The sequence below is a fragment of the Chryseobacterium kimseyorum genome (assembly GCF_025971945.1).
Classification (GTDB): Bacteria; Bacteroidota; Bacteroidia; order Flavobacteriales; family Weeksellaceae; genus Chryseobacterium; species Chryseobacterium kimseyorum.
The window spans coordinates 229,992-249,908 of sequence record NZ_JAPDHW010000007.1; the positions used below are offsets into that span (position 1 = coordinate 229,992).

The window sequence follows — 19,917 nt, forward strand, 5'->3', positions numbered from 1 at the left end:
CACGGGTAGGCATGTTTTGCAGGGCGCTGTAATAGTATACCTTTAAAAAAAAAACAATGAAAACCATCACAAAACTTATATGCACTATTGCGCTTCTTGCATTTTTCTTTGCAAAGTCGCAACAGATAGACTGGAACCAGATCAATAGCAATACGATTGTTGACATGATTTCGAAGCAAAATTTGGATCCCAATATTTCATCCTCGACTGTTTTGCAGGTGGGAGATGCCAATCATGCAGAACTTTCGGTGAATTCAAAAACCAATATTATTGTCCAGCAATTGGGTGATCAAAATAGTATTTATTATAACAATGCCTTTAGCGGTGACGAAACAAAAGCCGCAATCAGTGCACAAGGATATAATAATATTGTAGATATTACAGGAAGCAACAGTGTTTCTGACGGCATGCAGATTAATGTGAAAGGTGATAATATGACTGTTTTTGTAAGGAATTACTGAAATACAATATGATGAAAACTTTATACTCCTACCTTATTATTACTTTATTTATCCTCTTGTCTGTATGTGTGTACGGTCAAGAAGATAAAAAAATTGTCGCAAAAATAGAGAGTGAGGTTGTAGAAAAGCAACTGAAAATAAAAGCATTAATCACCAATAATTCCACGACCTATCAGGAACTCAATTATCTTTTCGTCTCTATAAAAAGAGGAGGAAATGGAAATTTGTCTAATAATAAACAAAATGCAAAATTTTCTATTAATCCCGGAGAAACTAAAACATTATCTGAGATGAACCTCAACCTTGATAAGAAAGACGCAATGAAAGCTTTTCTTTATATACGTGATGAGCAGACCCAAAAATTAATTACCAAAGACAGTTTAGAAATCAATCAGAATTTTTTTAATAAAAAAGTAAGCACGGTAGAAAAAGAAGAAGCGTTTGAGCTTAGAGGTCTGACGTTTGACGAGACCAAGAGTAAAGTAGGCAAAGATTTCTATGATCTATTTTACATGCAATACAGCCAGCTTCCAGACAAGGGTAATTCTGCGGTTACCATTTCAGAACTTCCGATGCGTGGCACCAGCGGGCAGATCAACATACAGATTGATGATAAAGTAATATACAGTTTTATAACCAACCCAAACGAAGACTTTCTTAAAGAGCAACTTACCAATACACTGCGCTATATCAAAGATTTTAATGCGAAGAAAAATCTCATTAAAAATGAATTTATTTATTAAAACTAACAACCATGAAAACTTTAATTGCTGTAATGATTTTTTTTTCAGGAATTTTTCTGGCAAAATCACAGCAGCTTGTTTACAAACCAATTAATCCTGCCTTTGGCGGTGATACATTTAACTATCAGTGGCTTCTGAGTTCTGCAAATGCGCAGAATCAGTTTGATGAAAAAGACAAGAGCAGCAGTCTGCTCAATGGTCTCGGGTCGCTCGACAGTTTTACGCAAAGTCTGAACCGTCAGGTTTTGAGTGAACTTTCTAGGAAATTATTTCAAGATCAGTTTGGCGAAGGTGGAGTGGAAGCCGGAAATTATCTCTTTGGCTCGCTTTACGTTCAGATTTCCAATACCTCTCAAGGCATGATGATCAGTATTTTGGATACCAGTACAGGACAGCAGTCCGAGATTGTCATTCCGAAATAATAAAAGAACTAAAACCCAAAAACTTACCATGAGAATCTTTATTAATATCAGAATCTTATTCTGTATAGTGTTTTTGTGTATGCTGCAGGCTTGCAGTTCTATATTAGGTTTGCCCGCAAATAAGGAAAAATCTACGATAGGAGAAATCACACCATATACTACAGAGTTAAGAAATTTACCCTTACCTAAGGAAAAAGTTGTTATCGGTGTATATAAGTTCCGCGATCAGACCGGGCAGTACAAACCTGCCGAAAACGGAAATAACTGGAGTACAGCCGTTCCTCAAGGTACTACCACGATCCTTATAAAAGCTCTGGAAGACAGCAGATGGTTTATTCCTATTGAAAGAGAGAATATAGCAAATTTGCTCAACGAAAGACAGATCATCAGATCCACCAGACAAGAATATCTGAAAGATGCCGACAAAAACAGCACCGCTTTACCACCACTTCTGTACGCAGGTATTTTGTTAGAGGGTGGTGTAATTTCCTATGACAGCAATATTATGACAGGAGGAATTGGTGCAAGATATTTCGGTATCGGAGCATCTTCTCAGTACCGTCAGGATAGAATTACGATCTATTTGAGAGCTGTTTCAACATTAAATGGTGAAATATTAAAAACAGTCTATGTTTCTAAAACGATTCTCTCAACAAGCGTCAACGGAAGTTTCTTTAGATATATCGATACAGAAAGGCTTTTAGAAGCTGAAGTTGGAATGACCCAGAACGAACCTATTCAGCTTGCCGTTACTGACGCTATTGAAAAAGCCGTAAAATCATTGATCATAGAAGGTATAAAAGATAAAATTTGGGGAAAGGCTGTCGATACTCCGGCAAAATATGAGCAATTGGTTGAAGATTACACCATTGAGCAGGAAATTAATAATACAAGACTTGTCGGAAACAAATATCCTGCAGAAAACAGACAGAACATTTCATTCTTCGGAAGTATAGAAACGCAGCAGGTAAGAGGTGATTATGTAAATCCCGCAACCAAAATCGGTGGGAAAGTTGGACTGAAGTATTTTCTCAACAAAAATTTGAATCTTGAGGGAAACGTTAATTACTTCAGTATCGAAAATGAAAAAATATTATCACGATCATTTATTGCGACTGAGGTCAATCTTGAATATCTCATTCTTCCTCAGTATAAGCTATCGCCCTACGTTTACGGAGGAGTAGGCAGCATGTTTTCTAAAGATAAAGCTCGCTATAAAGGTCAGCTTGGTGGAGGTCTTGAGTATCTCGTTCAGAAAAATATAGGTCTTAGAATTTCTTCACAATATGACATGGGCTTTTCTGATGACTGGGAAGATCTCGTCAGCGGGAAAAGAAATGATCAGGCAATACGGTTTGGTCTCGGAATTAATTTCTATATCGGTAAAAACTAAAAACAGAAACTATGAAAACTTTTATAAAAATATTCGCCCTGTTTATTCTGCTTTTTTCTTTGGCTTCTTGTAGTGAAGAACTGGTAGAACAGGCTCAAAAAGGAGTTTTAAAAGGAAAAGTGGTGAAAAGGGGAACTAATGAACCTATTGCCAATGCAAAAATTTTCACTACTCCAAGTACGAAAACTGTTTTTAGTGATAAAGATGGAATGTTTGAAATTACAGATCTTCCGGTTGGAAATTATTCGGTAAAAGCTGAACTTAGTGGTTATTTAGCCAGTTTTCAGGCAGTTAATATTCAGAATGAAAACCAAATGGTAACGGTAGTTTTTGAATTGGATGATGATGACTCTCTTAATTCACCGCCAACGGCACCGGTTTTACTAAGCCCAATCGACAATGCAGTTAATCAGCCACTCACCGTACAACTCACCTGGAACGCTACAGATCCTGATAAAGGTGATACTTTGGTTTATAAATTAACAGTCAAAAATAATATTAATACGAATGTTATTCAAGTAAATGATTTAAAAGTTAAAAATTACACTTTACCCAATTTACAGTTCGGGGTCAGTTATTTCTGGCAGGTCTCGGTTTCAGACGGAATTCACCCTGAAGTTTTGAGTACGGTTTTTAAGTTTACGACCAACACAACACCACCCAACCGTTATCATTATGTAAGAAAACAAAACGGAAATTTTGTAATCATGTCATCTGATAATCTTGGAAACAGTTTTCAGCTTACCAATTCATCCCACAACAGCTGGCGACCGAGAAAAAATAATAATGCAGGTCTCATTGCATTTTTAAGAACCGATGCCGGTGGAAGTCATATTTTCACATCAAATCCTGATGGTTCAAATATGTTTAAAGTGACTCAGATTCCTGTGTCAGGTTTTAGTCATTATGAAATGGATTATGCATGGAGTACCAACGGAAGCACTTTTATCTACTCAAACTTTGATAAAATTTATAAAATAAACAAGGATGGCAGCGGTCAGGAACTGGTTTATACTACGCCGGACGGAAGCTTGATTTCAGAAGTAGACTGGAGCTATGACAACAGTAAAATTGCAGTTAAAACCAATGATTTTAGTGGATACAATACCAAAATTTATATTATAGATATGCTGGGTAATGTTTTGAAAAATGTGTTTTCAGCTCCACTCGGTGCAAGTGGTGGACTGAATTTTTCAGTTGATGGACAAAAACTTCTATACACAAGAGATATTACAGGATATCAGGATGCCAATTACAGACAGCTCGATTCACATATTTTTATTTACAACCTCGTGACGGATGCTATATTAGATGTTTCTGTAGAAAGTGATAAACCGGTGGGAACCAACGATCTGGATCCTAGATTTTCTCCAAATGATTCTCAAATTATCCTGATGAATACGTCTAATGATAATATTTCGCAGAAAAATGTTGTGGTGATTGATCTCAATAATACCGGAACAGACTTTATTCGAACAACATTGTTTACAAATGCAGAAATGCCGGATTACGAATAGATTTAAAATTAACAGACAAAAAAAATCAAAACCTTTTGGGTTTTGATTTTTTTGTGAATAAAATTTTAGTTGATGATATTATTTTCAAGTGCATATTTTACAACCCCGACAGAATTTTTTACATTCAGTTTCATCAGAATTCTTTTTCTGTGAGTTTCTACAGTATTGATGCTGATAAACAATTTCTCACTAATGTCTTTACTGCTGTACCCGTCACAAATGAGTTTTAATATTTCCATCTCACGTCTTGTCAGCGGATCTTTGATGTTAGGGTTGGGTTTTTCCTGTTCGTTGCTGATAAAGTTGATCATCATTTGCTTTGCATATTCGCAAATATAAATTTCATCTGCACTCAGCGCGTTCACGGATCTTACAAATTCGTCATAACTGCTGTTTTTATCGAGATAGCTTTTAATACCTTTATTGAAGAGTTTTCTAATTACCGTCACGTCATATGAACTTCCGATGACAATGATTTTGATTTTTTTATTCTCAGCAATAATGTTTTCTATGCACTGATAAATTTCAGTGAGCATCATAATATTCGAACTGATCATCACGAATTCCGGGGGATGCACTTTTATGTTTTCGTATAAACTTTCACACGAATTAAAAATTTCAATAGAACTAAAAATTTTGTTTTGAATGAGGAGTTTTGACAGGCCTTCTGTGTACAGCAAAGGTTCATCAAAAATGTTTAAGATTGGTTTCATCACGGTTAGTTTCAGTATATAAATATAAGAAAAATATGCCATATTATTTGCGTGTTTTCACGGAAAATAAGTGAAATACATAATATAAACCATGTCTTTTTGATTTATTCGTAAATGAAATTATATAATTCACTTTGTTTAGAATTTTTTAATGCCGAAATTTTTATGGTGGTCTTTGTAATTCCTTTATTGATGGTGCTTTGTGGATACTTCTACAAAAGACAAGGTGTATTTAAATAAATCAAGTAGGGATATATTTTAATATCATCAATCTATTATTAATGAAATTTAAAATGAGATGTGGTATTAAACGTTTAAAAAATGATTTTTTTAAAAGAAAAAACCCTCAGAATTTCTGAAGGTTTTAATGTGTTGTTTTAGTTAGAATATCCGCTTAATTCTTCTTTATTCGAATTGTAGATTTTGTATTCTAAATATTTGAAAGAATCCCTTGGGATGATGGTTACCCATTTTTTGTATTTCAGAAACCATTTCATCTGTATGCTTTTTATTCCTTTGGTAAGAAAGGCTTCTACGAAAGGATGTACATGCAGGTAAAGTTTACCTTTGTCCTTTTGCATAATGGTTCTGATGGTGTCTTCCATTTTTTCAACAATGACGATTGGAGCTACGATTTCTCCGTCTTTGTTGGGGTTTTCTTCTTTAATGTCGATTTGTTTTTCCGGACGGTTTCTCTGTCTGGTGATCTGGATTAATCCAAATTTACTTGGTGGCAAAATCTTATGGCGCGCTTTGTCACGGCTCATTTCTGTCTTTAGATGTTCAAACAAATCTCTTCTGTGATCTGGGTTTACCATGTCGATAAAATCAATCACGATAATACCGCCCATATCACGCAGACGTAGCTGTCTTGCTATTTCTGTGGCTGCCATTTTATTCACGTGAAGACCGTGTTCTTTGGTGGCAGTGTTTCCGGCTGTAATGTTGTTTCCGGAATTAACGTCGATAACGTGTAGTGCTTCAGTGTGTTCTATCACAAGGTAAGCACCTTTTGAACTTGGAATATTTACGTGTTTTCCGAAGCTTTGTTTAAGCTGCTTTTCAACGTTATAATATTCGAGGAGAGGAATGTGAGAGTCGTAGAACTGAACGATATTCTTGCGTTCCGGAGCAATAACTTCCACATAATTTTTCATTTCTTCAACCATTTGCTCGTCGTCACAAAAGACGTTTACGAAGTCTTGATTGAAGTTGTCTCTTAAAATAGACGAAGCTTTGTCATCTTCACTCAATACCTTAGACGGGACTTTATTTTTCTGAATATTCTTAAAAGTATTTTCCCATTTCTGAATCAGTTGATTCATGTCATTGTGAAGATCAGCTACTTTTTTTCCTTCTGCGACGGTTCTGATGATAACCCCGAAACCTTCGGGTTTTATACTGTCAATTAAGGTTCTGAGTCTCACTTTTTCTTCGGAACTCCCGATTTTTTTTGAGATAGAAACTTTATTGTCGAATGGTATTAAAACCAAAAAACGTCCTGTAAGAGAAATTTGAGTAGAGATTCTCGGTCCTTTTGTAGAGATAGGCTCTTTGGTAATTTGTAAAAGTACAATATCATCTTTTGCGATGGTTTTGTCTACCGTTCCGTTTTTGTCAATTTCCGGTTGAATTTCGAAATTTTTCAAACTGGAGGTATTCTGCTTCTTAGAAACGGTGTCTTTTAAAAATTTTTTGTAAGTAAGATACTGTGGTCCAAGATCCTGATAGTGCAAAAAGGCATCTTTATCATAACCGATATTGACGAATGCCGCATTCAGGTTGGGAGCCAGTTTTTTTACTTTTCCTATGAACAAATCTCCGACTACAAAATCATTTTTGTCTTCTTCCTCATGAAGTTCACATAATCTTCCGTCTTCCAGCAAAGCAATCTTTGTAAGCTCGTCTTCATGCGAAACTATTAGTTCTTTCTTCATTTTTGTTATAAGATAATTTTTTATAGACTAAAGATACGAAGAGATTTTGTTATTTAAAATTTAATAATTTCTAAGATAATTCATTGAAATTTTGATGAGTAAATACAATCTAAACGCTCTGAAATCATATGGTCACAAACAAAAATATAGTCGGTGGTTATTAAAAAATTAAAAACACCAACTATATTATTATATTACAAAATCTCTAGTTGAGATTATTTTTTCTTATGTCTGTTCGCTCTTCTTCTTTTCTTTCTTTTGTGTGTTGCAACCTTGTGTCTTTTTCTTTTCTTTCCGCTTGGCATAATGTTAAATTTTTTGTGTAACTAGTTAATATTCAATTGTTATTCTTATTTTACTGCAACTTTAGTTTTTACTTTCTCCACAAAAGATTTTGATGGCTTGAAAGCAGGAATGTTGTGTGCAGGAATCTCTATTGCAGTGTTCTTAGAAATGTTTCTTCCCGTTTTTGCTGCTCTAGTTTTAACGATGAAAGAACCAAAACCTCTTAAGTAAACATTGTCTCCATTATACATAGAAGTTCTGATCTCCTGCATAAAAGCTTCTACAACTTTCTGTGTTTCATTCTTTTCTGTTCCCAATTTATTTGAGATGGTGTTTACCAATTCTGCCTTTGTCATTTCCTTTTTTAATTTTAAATTTTAGGTGTGCAAATTTAGTTAAAAAAATTGAATAGAAGCAAATTAGTAAAGAAAATATTTCGGTTAAGACCCTGACAATTTTATATTTAGTACCTTATAACTCCACAAAAACAGCTTTTACATACTCGAATTATAGTATCCGTTTTCTACACAGAATCGAATAAGGTGCAGTTTTGTTTTTAAACCCAACTTTTCCGTAAGTCTGTTGATGTAGGTGTCTATTGTTCTGGTACTCAAATTCAACTGTTCTCCTATCTCCTTGTTACTGAAGCCTTCATAGCAGAATTTCATCAGCTGAATCTCAGTGGAAGAAAGCTCTTCCTGGCTTTTTTTCTGTCGGTTCATGTAATCCTGAACGGCTAAAGGTTGCTGTTTCCAGCTTTCAGAATACGCCTGATAGTCAAAATCCTGTGAAGTAATTTGACCTTTGATGATATCTTTAATAATACCGCTGTTTTTCTGGCAATAGTAGATGTTTGGGATTTTTTCTAAAATATCAGCCATATCTTCCTGGTAAGTTCCGGAATAAGTGATGATGGGAGTATCTTCATTATTTCTCCGGATAAATTTAATGGCTTCAAGACCACTGAGTACCGGCATGAAGAGTTCTACAATAAATACATCTTCCTGCTTTCTATAGATTCTGTTGATCAGCTCATGCCCGTTGTTGCAGTCGCTGAGAAGCATATTAAAAGGATTTTCCAGCAGTGTTTTGATCATTATCTTTTTAAAATAAAAATCGCTGTCGGCGATGGAAAACCGAACCGTATTGGTTAATATTTTGTTCATTTTATTTTTATGATTTGGTAGAGGTAAAATAAAATTATAATCACTAAAGTATGAAAATCTTTCGGATTTCAAAATTAAACTTAACATTAAAAAATTGTGAATAGATTGCAGACCTCACATTTAATTTTGTAAATAAATATTTTTTTTATATTTTCACATTCCAAACCAAATCACAACTATGTCTACAAATAGAGATAAAAAATTGAATAAATCCGATGTCAGGATAGGCATCTGGAAATTTATCCTGTCGTTCGTTGTTTTATCCTTAATTTCTTTCAGCACTGTATTTTTCTTTTTTAAAAGTTACCACACACAGCGTGTTGGAATGGAGCAGGAGGTTAATAAATATGAAGAGCTGCTGGGTCGGTCAAAAGCCATGAAAATCATGGTAGACACCATTAGCTATCATGTTGCCTCACTAGATATTGCCGTAATCAGTAACGATATTCCGTTGCGTACTCAAATTGCTGAAGAAATTGATGAAGCCCGAATGGTAATTGGTGCCGACAGTGCTGATAATCTTAAGCATTACTCGTCTTTACTAAATCATATCGCACCTATGCTTAATCTCAAAGCAAAAATCATTGAAGCATCAAAAGACAAGGAATTCGCACGCACTGAGCTATTGCGCTGTACCGGAAAGGTTGCTAAAGTTAACGAAGAACTCACCAAAGATCCTTCAAGAAATTTTTCAGGAGGCAGAAGGAGAAGATAAGATCAAATTAAAAAACACCAGATTATGCAAGGGCAAATTACACTATCCAAAAAAGAAAAACGTTTTCAGTTTATATATCTCATCTTCATGTTAATGGCTGCAATGATTCTTTTGGGAATTATTTTTCTAAACCGCTTTCAGTCTCCTTTCACCTCTGCAGATGTCGTTTCTCTTGACCGATTGGAAGAAAAAGCGAAGTTTGATAGCGAACAGAAAAAGGTTCAGAAAATAGTGGATAGTACTTTTAAGCAGATTTCACGTATCAAAGACGAAATTCCGGATGTGATGGTAGATCACGAAATTGACAAAAATACAGCTTACATACGAGGAACAAAAAAAAGATTCAGTACGGATGATAGCAGAGTAGAAGGTTTTCCACAAATTGCCAAGCTCTTCGAGATGTATTATAATGATAAGAAGACAGTGACAACCATCTCATTCGATACCAAAAATTTTGAAAGAAGAACCCAGGAATGCATCGTAGGGTATAGAGACAAAGAACGACGCCTTTTTGACAGGGATAACAATGCCGCAAGAGCTAAATAAAAACACAAATTTTACAACACATCACACAAATTTATCATGAACTATTTTGAAAAAAACAAAAAAAACATCATCATTGGTGTTATTGCTACCTTATTGCTGGCTGCCCTCGTCGCATTATGGCTTCAGAAAAAAGTAATTCATTCAGAAGATGATATCGTAGCAACTGTATATCCTTCGCCGGTTTTGGTAGGCGACAGTCTTTTCTTCGACGATAAAACACCCTTTGCAAAAACCAGAAAATGGAACTTTGGAGACGGCTCTACATCAATTGAAACGAAAGGTTTTCACGTTTTTAAAAGACCGGGTTTCTATAATGTAGCGCTTATCATCGATGATCAGTATACGAAAACTTACCCAATTGTTGTATCCGGAAGACGTGAAACTCCGCGGAGAGACAGCATAAAAGTACCGTCTGTTATTGATGCACAGACACAGGCAATGCAGTTTGAGACTGTACAGTTCAGAGCAATATCCGATGCCACACAATTCACCTGGAAATTTGGAGAAAATACGGGTATAGATTCTAAAGATAAAATGGCTACATACTCGTACAAAAAACCAGGAAATTACGTTGTGACTTTACATACTAACGGAGATGAAGAGCCCATTACACACAGAATTACCATTCTTGCGGAATATAATGAAGTGGAACAGGCTGCGGCAGTAGATAATTCTTACGAAGAAAGAGATAATGACTTCAAATATCATCTGCAGCAAATTGCCAACGGAAACAGCTTCAATACGCATTACAATTATCTCTTAGGTAAATATTTATGCAATAATGAAAATTCAATAGTTCAGGTAAATGACAGCAAAATCAATAACTTTTATCTGTACTGTGCAAGTCTTCAGTTTGATAAAAACAGAGTTATTCAGACGGTCAAGCTTAATTATGATGAGGCAGGCTGTGTAACGAAAGCAGACATCAATCAAAATAAATAAACGAAAAGTTATTCCTGAATTTTTTTCCTGAACAACACACCAATTATAAAGAATATTAAGATGAAAAATAAATTTCCTCTCGCGGCATATTACATCGGTTTATCTGTACTGCTTACAAGCTGTCAGGTAAAATTGCCGTCCAAAAAAACACCTGAACCAAAAAAATATGGTCAAATCAGCAATGTTTCTGTTACAGACGGTTTTTCTAAAAAATCTGTTCCGTGGATTGCTATCTCAGACAGATCAAGAAATACAGCGTATTTAGATAAAAGTGATGAAAAATCTTACAAGGAAGTCAAATTTTTGGAGCCACTGATGGTTTTGAAAAACAGAGACGGAATGGTAAAAGTAGCAGAGTATATTCCTGATGCTTTAATGAAAAAGGTTTCATCAAAATCTGTAAAAACGTACGGCTGGATTCCCGAATCTGATCTTCTGTTGTGGAGCAGTTCTCTGAAAAGCGAAAAAACAGGCTATCCGCTAAAGGTAGCTGTAGTACCCAATAGTCCGGATGTAATAAAATATTCTGAAAGATATTACAAAAATGACTCTATCATGGTATTTAATTCTCCAAGTTTGATTGAAGAGGCTAATGTAAAAATACCGAATGGACAGATGGTGTATGTCTACAAAATGGCAGAGAACAACAAAAGATATTTGGTAGGTAAAAAGCCGTCTGTTGATATGGACAGTATCAATACCGGGCTTTATGGCTGGGTGAGTTCTGATGTTATCTCATCCTGGGGAGAACGTTCTGCAGTTAAAATGAAAAATCCTACAGGTATTAAAGAGACCACTTTAGGAATTCATGAAGGCGCACCGGGAGGAGCCGACGCAGATAAGAAAATAGCAGTTTTACTTACTGATGTCGACAAAAGAAAACCGCTTGAAAACATTTTTCCTGTTAATTTAGCGTTGAATGACACCGTTGCAGCAGACCGCAAAACAAAGTATTTTACAAATGTCTTAGACTACAGCAAAAATTACGCATCCAATGTTATAGGGGATAAGATTTACTTTGACCGTTATAAAGAGATTATTGAAAAAAACAGAAATGCGAATATTGTTTTTGTGTTAGACGTAAGTGCAGCTAATGCGCCATATACACCGATTGTAAAATCTTTGTTGGAAGATCTTCAGTTGAGATTTGAGAAACCATCTTACTTTAAGTCAATTAAATATGGTGTTGTACTTTACAAAAATAATCCTTGTGGAGAAAATGTAGCTCCGTCAATGTTAAGCAAAGATTACAGTAAAATTACAGCATTTATCGATGATAAGATCAACGAAATGAACTGCCAGAGTACTGGTGGAAATCAGCCTCTAAACGAAGGATTGATTGCTGCCGGAAATCTGCTTTCTGAAGTTCCTGATGAAACCAATATGATTATCACTATCGGTACTTCTGCCAATAGAAACGGGAATATGTATGGTGTGATTAATTCATTGACGCAGGCGCAGGCAAAAGTAATTATGTTCCAGACAAACTCCCGTTCTTCAGATACGTATAACGATTTTGTTTTGATGTCTGAAAATATTGTTACAAACACAGCTAAGAATGTAGCAGAATTAAAAAAGCAGAAAATCATCGATCAAAGTGATGTTTTAATAAAAAATAATTTTAGCCTAATTGAAAGTGATGCCGGCTTTTATTCATTAGACTTTCCAAAACAAAGTATGGCTCCGGGATTTGTGATTTTTCCTAAAAAAGGTGATATTGCCCCTCCTGGATTTTTGAAGAAAGCGGTAGACAGTTTGATTGCTCAGGTTACTTTTGATAATACCAAAATTGACAGTGCTCTTAACGAAAGATTTCAAACGTCTGTAGGAGCTGGAAGAACGGAAGTGGATATTAAGTATAAATATCTGTATCCTGGACTTCCAAATCCTGTTCCCGCAGGAATTGCAGCGCAGTTGATCAATTACGGAAACCCATTTTTACAGTCAGGCTATATTCCTAGAGATTTAATGGATATGAAGCCGGTAATGGAAAAGGGTATTTTAGTTTCCGAGGCTGAATACGATCAGCTTAAAGCATTTTACTCTGAAGTTTATGAAAAAACGGGTGCTGGAAAACCTGGTTTTAAGCAGACAAAAGCTCTGAGAGAATACATTAAGCTTTTGAAAAAGTACAATTCTACATTGCAATTTTTAGATAAAGGCGATTTATATGAGCAGCCAATGTCTTATGCGGTAGGAATCAGTACAGGTTTTGATAATTCTGAATCAGAGTTAATGTCAAAATATAAATTGAAAGGCTGGAAAAAATCAAAAATCGTAACGAACGACCAGGCACATAATTATTTTCAGTATTACAAGCACTTAGCAGAAAGAATGCTTAATCACAGAAAAAGTAAGGCGGTTAAGATAGAACAGAACGGACAGGAGTTCTACTGGCTAAGCGAATATTTCATGCCGACTACATTACCGGTAGAAGAGCCGGAAAATACTCAACATTAATTACTTATCACATAAAAAAAAACGGAAAATTCACTTTCCGTTTTTTTTATGTTAAATAACTTTTTGTTATCTTTGATTACCAAACATCACAAAATATGTCAGAGCAATCATCATCTCATGACGGCAAACACTTTGTCGTGCAGAAAGGGAAGTGCCAGTGTAATCAAGGTGATCAGTTCCCACAGCATAAAGTTACTACACATCAAAAACATTTTTGGAATGATGACGCAGGCAGTGCAGATTATCTGGCTGTGACAGAAGATGACCTTCAGTTCAATCCTCCGGGGCCTAGTTTCGGAAAATGCAAATTGAAACCCAGCTCAGGCGGATATTTGCCATGTTCTTATGCGCCGGCCGGAAAATGGCAGAAAACCTATGATAAGGTGATGGTTATGGGAAAAAAAGCGGTGACCGAAGTTTCAGAACTTCAGTGCACTGTAGGTGGAAAAATTACCATCAAAGATCATGGTCAGCGTGGTGAGGTTAGCAAACAGAATGTGAAAAATGCCGATCCTAAAACGGTAAGACATATGAATCCTCTCGTGGATGTGAATGACTTCAAAGAAACAGTTTTTGAAAGTGAAATAGACGCTTATTAACCTAAATTTTCTGCGATGTCAAAACGAGGAGTTTCAAAAATATCAGGCAATTCTTCTCCAAAAGTGGGAGAAGCAACAACATACACTATTACCGATTGGTATCCTGCCACACCGCAAACACAGAGAAATGCATCCGGTGTAACCTGGGAGTTGTTTAAAAAGCGCACCAACGGAAGATTTACGACAACAAATATCAAAAAAACGGGTTCCGGAACATTTACTTTCGGAGAAGTTGCTCAGAAAAATACCTACCGTCTTGAGGCTTATTTATTTGAAGCTGAAGGTGGCGGGCCATCGTCGATTGAAATCTCTCCCCAGCCTGTTGCCGTACCGAAAATCGACAAAGTTGAACTTCAGTATGTCGACGATTCACCGGGAACTGTATTTAACTATACCGAAAAGATGCGTGCACGGGCACAGTGTGTAAATCTTAACGGTAAAAAATTAAAATTTTCTCTTTGGGAAGATGATGCGGCAGGGGATGGCCATCATGCAGGCAATCTTTTAATTGAAACGAAAGAAGCCACCGTCAATAGTAGCGGAGTCGCTGTAGCAGAATTTATGTTAACCCGAGCGTTGATGCAAAAAGCAATGCACAGAGAAACTGATCCTAAGCAGCTTGAGTTTTATGTTACGGTAGAATACTTTGCAGACAGGAAACATGCAACAGAGAACAGAAATGTAAATAACCCTCAGCATAATCCTGCGCCAATTCCTCAGCAGAGACCACAGCAACCTGCAAATAATCCGGCTCGTTCACAACCAACACAAGCTCCGGCAAATAATGTTCCGCCGAGAGCAGCCAATTCACCTGCTGCCACAAAACCTCAGTCAAGGAAGGAAGAAACAGGAATTGTTGAAACCGTTAAAGGCTATGCGAAAGAACTTTGGGATTGGGCTGAATCTAAAGGAACAATCACACCTTCCAAAACGCCAACTCAGCAGCCAGCCGGCGGAAAAACGGTGAGTATTGTACAGGATTCAGGAGTCGAAAATTTACTGGATGCTTATTTTGCCAAAAAAGAATATACGAAACTTACCGGTGAGGCCGACGGAAATCATGTCTACACTTTTGGAGGCCGAAAAGCTAACAACAAAACTACGACACCTGAAGAAAAGGCAAAAGTTGCAGATACTGTTTTGAAGAAAATTGCTCCCGCCTTAAAGAAAGACAAAAAATATACAACCAAAGAAACGGTTATTCAGGCTCTGACAGCCAATGAATATGGTACAGACACTGAAAATAATAAGTCGGTTACCATTCCTGTATTCAAGTTGGGAGCTGAGTTTAAGAAAATAAACAGTGCACCGCTGGATTCCAAGGTATATCTGGTTGCCCGTACTTCCGGTTTGAATGGAAAACAGACGACAATAATCATCAAAGAGAAAGATGGTTTCCTGAAAGGTTCTGTCGGCGCGGTGTTACCTGTGCTGGAAATTACAGAAGAACAAATGGAACAGGCTTCACCTACCACGGGAGAAATTCCGGGAACCGAGAAGACAGAATTTATAGCTACTATAGAAAACGGAGTGGCAAAAGTTCCTGTTCATTTAAGACCTAAATCGAACGATGATTTGAAAATCTGGAGAGAAAAATTAGCAAAAGGAAAAGAAGACGGCGAGTATACTTATAAATTTGGAGGTCCGAATCCGATTGCCAATGAAGCGGATAAAAGAAGGATCGCTGATATTATTTTAGGTATTGCCAAAAAAGGAAATGCCAATAACGTAAAAATTACAGACGACAAGACTGCTTTTATCAGTGATATTGAAAGTGTTTTGGAAATTAAAGCTTATAAACTCAATGATACAATTAAATTTAAACTGTATAAAAAACAGTCTGAGCTTTTATATCTTCATGCAAAAGCACAGGGTGAGAAGCTTCATGAAAAGGACTTCCTTAAAACCGATGGAGCCTATTTCCAACTGACCAAAACCAAGCCTGTTATTTTCCCACTGCGTGTGAAACCTGAAAATGATACGGGTAAAACATGGGGGCAAAATTATTACTGGGCAGCCAGTCAGGGAAGTAACATGACGACATTTAACTCCAACAGAAGCAAAGGAACGAGAAAACATGCGGGCAGAGATCTGTATACATTGCCTGAAACAGAAATTGTTGCAATGGCAGACGGTACTGTCTTAAAGACTGATCCATTCTACGCTGGGACAGATTATATCGCTGTGCATCATACGACAAATGACGGTAGAGAGTTTATCATTAATTATGGTGAAGTGGCTCCAGGTAAAAAAGAGGTAAAAGCGGGTGACAAAGTTGTTCAGGGACAGAAACTGGGTGTTACGGGCTATCTTCATGGCATTACAGTGATCAGCGGACATACGATTTACATGATTCACTTTGAGCATTACACAGGAAGTGAAGGATTTGATCTGGATAAAAATCATATCTTATCAGGAGATAACCGTTACAAACGGCGAAGCGATTTGGTTGATCCACTGGAAATTCTGCAGGAAGGATACCGAAATACATTTGAGGAAGATACAGATGACGGTGAACTATTCACTGTAGAAGACGGTAAAGCAGCCATTGAAGAACTCTACAGCCGCTACAAAGACAGCAAATGGAACTGGAAGTGGGAAGGCTCTGAAGAAGAAGTGGAAGTCACCGGAAAAGATTTGGTAACCATCGTAGAAAAAATGTACAGACTGGAAACTGCACATTTCGGGTCAAAACAATATCAACATTGCGGAACCGGTGGTATGGAAGCATTTGGAGAACCGCCTTATTACGGTTGGGATTCTACCTTATTTATCGAGCAGCCTACGGGAACCTGGAGTGCTTTTGAAGGAAAAGGCTTAAGTGGTGCCGGCGGTAACACGCAGATTACCGATAAGCAGAAAGAGTTTGTGAAATTACCTTCTGTACTTGCCGGGATGGAGTATAAAGCAAAATATATCATCAAGTATCAGGGGAATTATGCCAGATGGTTTAACGCGAAAGATACCACTGCCCAAACGGCTTACAGAACTTCTCTGCAGAACATCAGAGCGAGATTTACAGATGCTATTCAATAATACTTATTAAAAATTATTTAAATTAAAATGAAACAGACCGCAATATTATTTTTTGTCCTCTTCATGTTTGGATGCCAAAAAGCTTCAGGAAAATTAGAACAGGATGCCACAGTAAAAGTTGAAGCAAACACTGAAAAAAATAGTAACCAACCAAATCTTGAGATTAATTGTGAGGAATTTTTCCGTCAGGTTGTATTGTCGAGTAATCTCACCGCGGTTAAAAATTACAAAGATGTTTTTGTAAGAATTGAGAGCAGTTCTGAAGATAAAATTGTTTTAGAGGTTTACATAAAAAACAATATTTCAGAAAATTCTCAGGAACAGAGAATTAGCGAAAATGCAGTGGCATGGCTTCATTTTATGCTTGCTTCAGAAAAATTGTATGATATTACCGCTGATCCTGAAGATCCGATTGAAGTAACTTTCACTAAATCGCTTCTTGAAACTAGTGACTGGAGAAAATCTTGCGGAATTTCGCCTAAAAAAAGCGAAAACAAACTTTCAAACTCAGCGAAGGCTAACTGTAAGGAAATTCAAGGAGAAATGTTTTCCGGAGAAGAATGTCTGATTCCGTCTAAGTCTTTAGACGAAGTTTATCACAATATGATCAATCAGTCAGTAGTAAAAGATGGTGAATTTCTCCTGAAAAAACTCCCCAAGATGACTACTACAGAAAAAATTAATAAAAAAGGAATTATTGAAATTGTCTATAAAATTAAACAGAACGAAGTCTTAATAGAAATGCTGTACGCAGGAGGAATTACCGATATTGAACTCAAAAAACAAAATGAATCTGTAAAGAGAAAAATTGTTTATAATGCAGATTAAGCTGAGGTATTTAAATCTAGAAGATTCTAAGTAGCCAGTTAAACCGTAAATAAATTGCAAGATTTTACACAGACTTTTTCATAGAAAGAAGATTAAAAATATGATGATTCATTTTATTCGTCAGGGAGATACACTGCAGAAAATTGCAGATGAAATTAAGCTTGAAAATCCTTTTTACCTTAAAGAATTTCATAACCAATGTTGTGTAAAGGAAGATTTTATAGACGATGAACTGGTTTCCGGAAAAAAGCTTTTTCTGCCGGACTTCCGAAAGATTCAGGCTTATAATTCCAAAAATGATGCACCCTTCAAAAGCCAGATAAGGAATCCAAAGATTAACTTTCATCCCGAGAATTTAAATGTTAATTATAAAGTCAGTATTAGAGAATCTTCTCTTGTGGACGAAAAGAAAACAGAGAACTCATTTTCTTACCGGTTTTCTTTGCGATGGCTAAATAGAGAATTTGGTAATCATATTTTTCATCTTTCTAAAAACAATTTTTCGATTCAGAATCAGACAAAAATTGGTGATATGGCGATCGCATGTTTTCAATCTATTGATCCCATTGAAATTCAAACCAATTCAAAAGGTGAAATTATTTCAATTAAACTTTCCGAAGAAACAGTTAAAAAATTTTCTGAAATTAAAGCAGGTCTGCTGGATCAATTTCCTGATCAGTATGCAAAAATTTACATTGAAGAATTTGAGTATGCTGTTCTCAATCAGGAATTATTTCAGAAAAAAATGCAGGAAGATTGGATTATAAGAACTTATTTTGCACACATCAGAAACGATTTTAAATACGGAAAATCCCAATTTCATCTTTCTTTGGATAATGAATTATTGAAGGTTGATCAAATGGTAAGAATTTCGACAAATGACGATGAAATAATTCTGAATCAGGAAGTGGAGAATGCTAATTTTAAAGGCGAGTTTACAGTTTCCAAAGAAAGTGGTTTGATTAACTCTTTAGACATCACCTATTCCTCTGTAGAATATGGTGTTTTGTATTCGACTGATTTTAAGGTGAATATAATTTAAAGGTTCTCGGTTAACATAAAAACCTATCGTAGTTTTACTACATAAAATCGTAGAACTACTACAAATTTTCAAAAAGTTGGTAAAAAGTTTTAAAAATATTTTTTGTGTAATTATCTTTGAATAAAGAAAAACATTTCACGAAAATTAACGATTAAAATTTATTTATCATGGCAGCAAATTCAAGAGGAATCTTAAAATTCAACGGAAGCGAAGGACAGAAATTATTAAAACTGAACTACAGCGTTTCGAGATCTACAGACGTATCGGGCAGAGTAGCATCTGACCCATCAAATGCAATCATTAAATTAACGATTGAGGCAACAGAAAAATCTGACATCCTTGAATCTTTATTAAATGGAAAATACAAGCCGACTTCAGGTGAAATCACATTCAATAAATCTCACGAAGAAGGAACCTTGATTACCTTGAACTGGGAAAATGGGTACGTTATTCAGCACGAAGTAGATTTCGATGCAGTAGACGAAAACTCAATGTTGATCAGCTTTGTAGTAAGTGCGGAAAAAATCAACTACGGAACTGCGGCTTACGAAGGTCTTTGGCCAACAAGCTAAAATCCGTCGATTCGTTTATAGTATTATGGTATACAAAAGACTGTCCGCAAGACGGTCTTTTTCGTCTTCGATTAATATCCTGGGCACCTTTGAACTTTGTTCGTCTGTTTCGATAAAAACAGCTAATTCGTGTGCTCTACTCCGACTTCTGACACTCTAAGCCTGATGAAAATCAATTTTCAAACTGGGCTGCAGTTTAGTTTGTTTGAATCTGTCTAAAAGAAACTTTTTCGAAGAGTATGCAGATTTTCAAATGCTTAGTAAAAAAGTTAAAATCAGAAATTTAATACGGTAAAATCTGTACAAATCGATAAAATTTAATAACTTTAATCCACCACACAATCACGACAATATGAATACCTTAGAAAAAAATGGAGGTTCATCCTTTCGCCCATCTCAAAATGCGGCAGGAATCTCAGAAAATCATCATATGGGCATCAACCGATTAGTCAAGTTATCTTTGGTAATTGAAGGTAAAGTGATTAAATATTACAAACATTTCAAACTTACCCAAAGCGCACAGAAACATCATGAGTTTAC

19 protein-coding genes are annotated in these 19,917 nt (G+C 36.0%); 15 read left to right on the top strand and 4 right to left on the bottom strand.

Features of this window, described 5'->3' with window-relative positions; translation table 11 throughout:
- Positions 1-56 precede the first annotated feature (56 nt).
- From OMO38_RS12030 to OMO38_RS12050, 5 genes are read left to right on the top strand one after another with little or no spacing between them, the layout of a single operon-like run.
- Positions 57-461: a hypothetical protein gene (locus OMO38_RS12030; RefSeq protein ID WP_264750420.1), complete on the top strand. Its 405-nt coding sequence runs from the start codon at positions 57-59 to the stop codon at positions 459-461.
- Between the two features lie 11 nt (positions 462-472).
- A complete protein-coding gene (locus OMO38_RS12035; RefSeq protein ID WP_264750421.1) occupies positions 473-1,204 on the top strand; it encodes a curli production assembly/transport protein CsgE in 732 nt (243 codons plus the stop codon).
- Between the two features lie 11 nt (positions 1,205-1,215).
- On the top strand, positions 1,216-1,626 hold the full coding sequence (locus OMO38_RS12040) for a curli production assembly/transport component CsgF (protein ID WP_264750422.1): 411 nt from the start codon (positions 1,216-1,218) through the stop codon (positions 1,624-1,626).
- Between the two features lie 28 nt (positions 1,627-1,654).
- Positions 1,655-3,019: a CsgG/HfaB family protein gene (locus OMO38_RS12045; protein WP_264750423.1), complete on the top strand. Its 1,365-nt coding sequence runs from the start codon at positions 1,655-1,657 to the stop codon at positions 3,017-3,019.
- Positions 3,020-3,030: 11 nt separating this feature from the next.
- The gene (locus OMO38_RS12050; protein WP_264750424.1) at positions 3,031-4,536 is read left to right on the top strand and encodes a carboxypeptidase-like regulatory domain-containing protein; all 1,506 of its coding nucleotides are present in this window, start codon (positions 3,031-3,033) and stop codon (positions 4,534-4,536) included.
- A 65-nt stretch (positions 4,537-4,601) separates the two neighbouring features.
- On the opposite strand, the gene OMO38_RS12055 is transcribed toward OMO38_RS12050, so the two are convergent.
- The 4 genes from OMO38_RS12055 to OMO38_RS12070 all read right to left on the bottom strand — a co-directional run bounded on the left by OMO38_RS12055 (position 4,602) and on the right by OMO38_RS12070 (position 8,637).
- Positions 4,602-5,249, bottom strand: coding sequence for a response regulator transcription factor (locus tag OMO38_RS12055; protein WP_264750425.1), 648 nt, complete (start codon positions 5,247-5,249; stop codon positions 4,602-4,604).
- A 377-nt stretch (positions 5,250-5,626) separates the two neighbouring features.
- Positions 5,627-7,186: a ribonuclease E/G gene (locus OMO38_RS12060; protein ID WP_264750426.1), complete on the bottom strand. Its 1,560-nt coding sequence runs from the start codon at positions 7,184-7,186 to the stop codon at positions 5,627-5,629.
- Between the two features lie 350 nt (positions 7,187-7,536).
- The gene (locus OMO38_RS12065; RefSeq protein WP_034674127.1) at positions 7,537-7,827 is read right to left on the bottom strand and encodes an HU family DNA-binding protein; all 291 of its coding nucleotides are present in this window, start codon (positions 7,825-7,827) and stop codon (positions 7,537-7,539) included.
- A gap of 138 nt (positions 7,828-7,965) precedes the next feature.
- Entirely contained in the window at positions 7,966-8,637 is a 672-nt protein-coding gene (locus tag OMO38_RS12070) for a response regulator transcription factor (RefSeq protein WP_264750427.1), read from the bottom strand.
- 178 nt (positions 8,638-8,815) lie between these two features.
- Here OMO38_RS12070 and tssO (OMO38_RS12075) point away from each other — a divergent pair, with 178 nt between their 5' ends.
- The 10 genes from tssO (OMO38_RS12075) to OMO38_RS12120 form a co-directional block, all read left to right on the top strand.
- Positions 8,816-9,352 carry a type VI secretion system transmembrane protein TssO gene (gene tssO, locus OMO38_RS12075; RefSeq protein ID WP_264750428.1) on the top strand — a complete coding sequence of 179 codons (537 nt, stop codon included), beginning with the start codon at positions 8,816-8,818 and terminating at the stop codon, positions 9,350-9,352.
- A 24-nt stretch (positions 9,353-9,376) separates the two neighbouring features.
- A complete protein-coding gene (gene tssO, locus OMO38_RS12080; protein ID WP_264750429.1) occupies positions 9,377-9,898 on the top strand; it encodes a type VI secretion system transmembrane protein TssO in 522 nt (173 codons plus the stop codon).
- A 36-nt stretch (positions 9,899-9,934) separates the two neighbouring features.
- On the top strand, positions 9,935-10,840 hold the full coding sequence (locus OMO38_RS12085; RefSeq protein WP_264750430.1) for a PKD domain-containing protein: 906 nt from the start codon (positions 9,935-9,937) through the stop codon (positions 10,838-10,840).
- A gap of 60 nt (positions 10,841-10,900) precedes the next feature.
- Entirely contained in the window at positions 10,901-13,300 is a 2,400-nt protein-coding gene (gene tssR / locus OMO38_RS12090) for a type VI secretion system protein TssR domain-containing protein (protein WP_264750431.1), read from the top strand.
- A 95-nt stretch (positions 13,301-13,395) separates the two neighbouring features.
- Positions 13,396-13,899, top strand: coding sequence for a DUF4280 domain-containing protein (locus OMO38_RS12095; protein WP_264750432.1), 504 nt, complete (start codon positions 13,396-13,398; stop codon positions 13,897-13,899).
- 15 nt (positions 13,900-13,914) lie between these two features.
- Entirely contained in the window at positions 13,915-16,935 is a 3,021-nt protein-coding gene (locus OMO38_RS12100; protein WP_264750433.1) for a M23 family metallopeptidase, read from the top strand.
- Positions 16,936-16,962: 27 nt separating this feature from the next.
- Complete coding sequence (locus OMO38_RS12105) at positions 16,963-17,763, top strand: hypothetical protein (RefSeq protein WP_264750434.1); 801 nt, start codon at positions 16,963-16,965, stop codon at positions 17,761-17,763.
- 100 nt (positions 17,764-17,863) lie between these two features.
- On the top strand, positions 17,864-18,805 hold the full coding sequence (locus OMO38_RS12110) for a hypothetical protein (protein ID WP_264750435.1): 942 nt from the start codon (positions 17,864-17,866) through the stop codon (positions 18,803-18,805).
- 167 nt (positions 18,806-18,972) lie between these two features.
- Positions 18,973-19,377 carry a type VI secretion system tube protein TssD gene (gene tssD, locus OMO38_RS12115; RefSeq protein ID WP_264750436.1) on the top strand — a complete coding sequence of 135 codons (405 nt, stop codon included), beginning with the start codon at positions 18,973-18,975 and terminating at the stop codon, positions 19,375-19,377.
- A gap of 352 nt (positions 19,378-19,729) precedes the next feature.
- A partial coding sequence (locus OMO38_RS12120) for a hypothetical protein (protein WP_264750437.1) occupies positions 19,730-19,917 on the top strand: 188 nt, incomplete at its 3' end.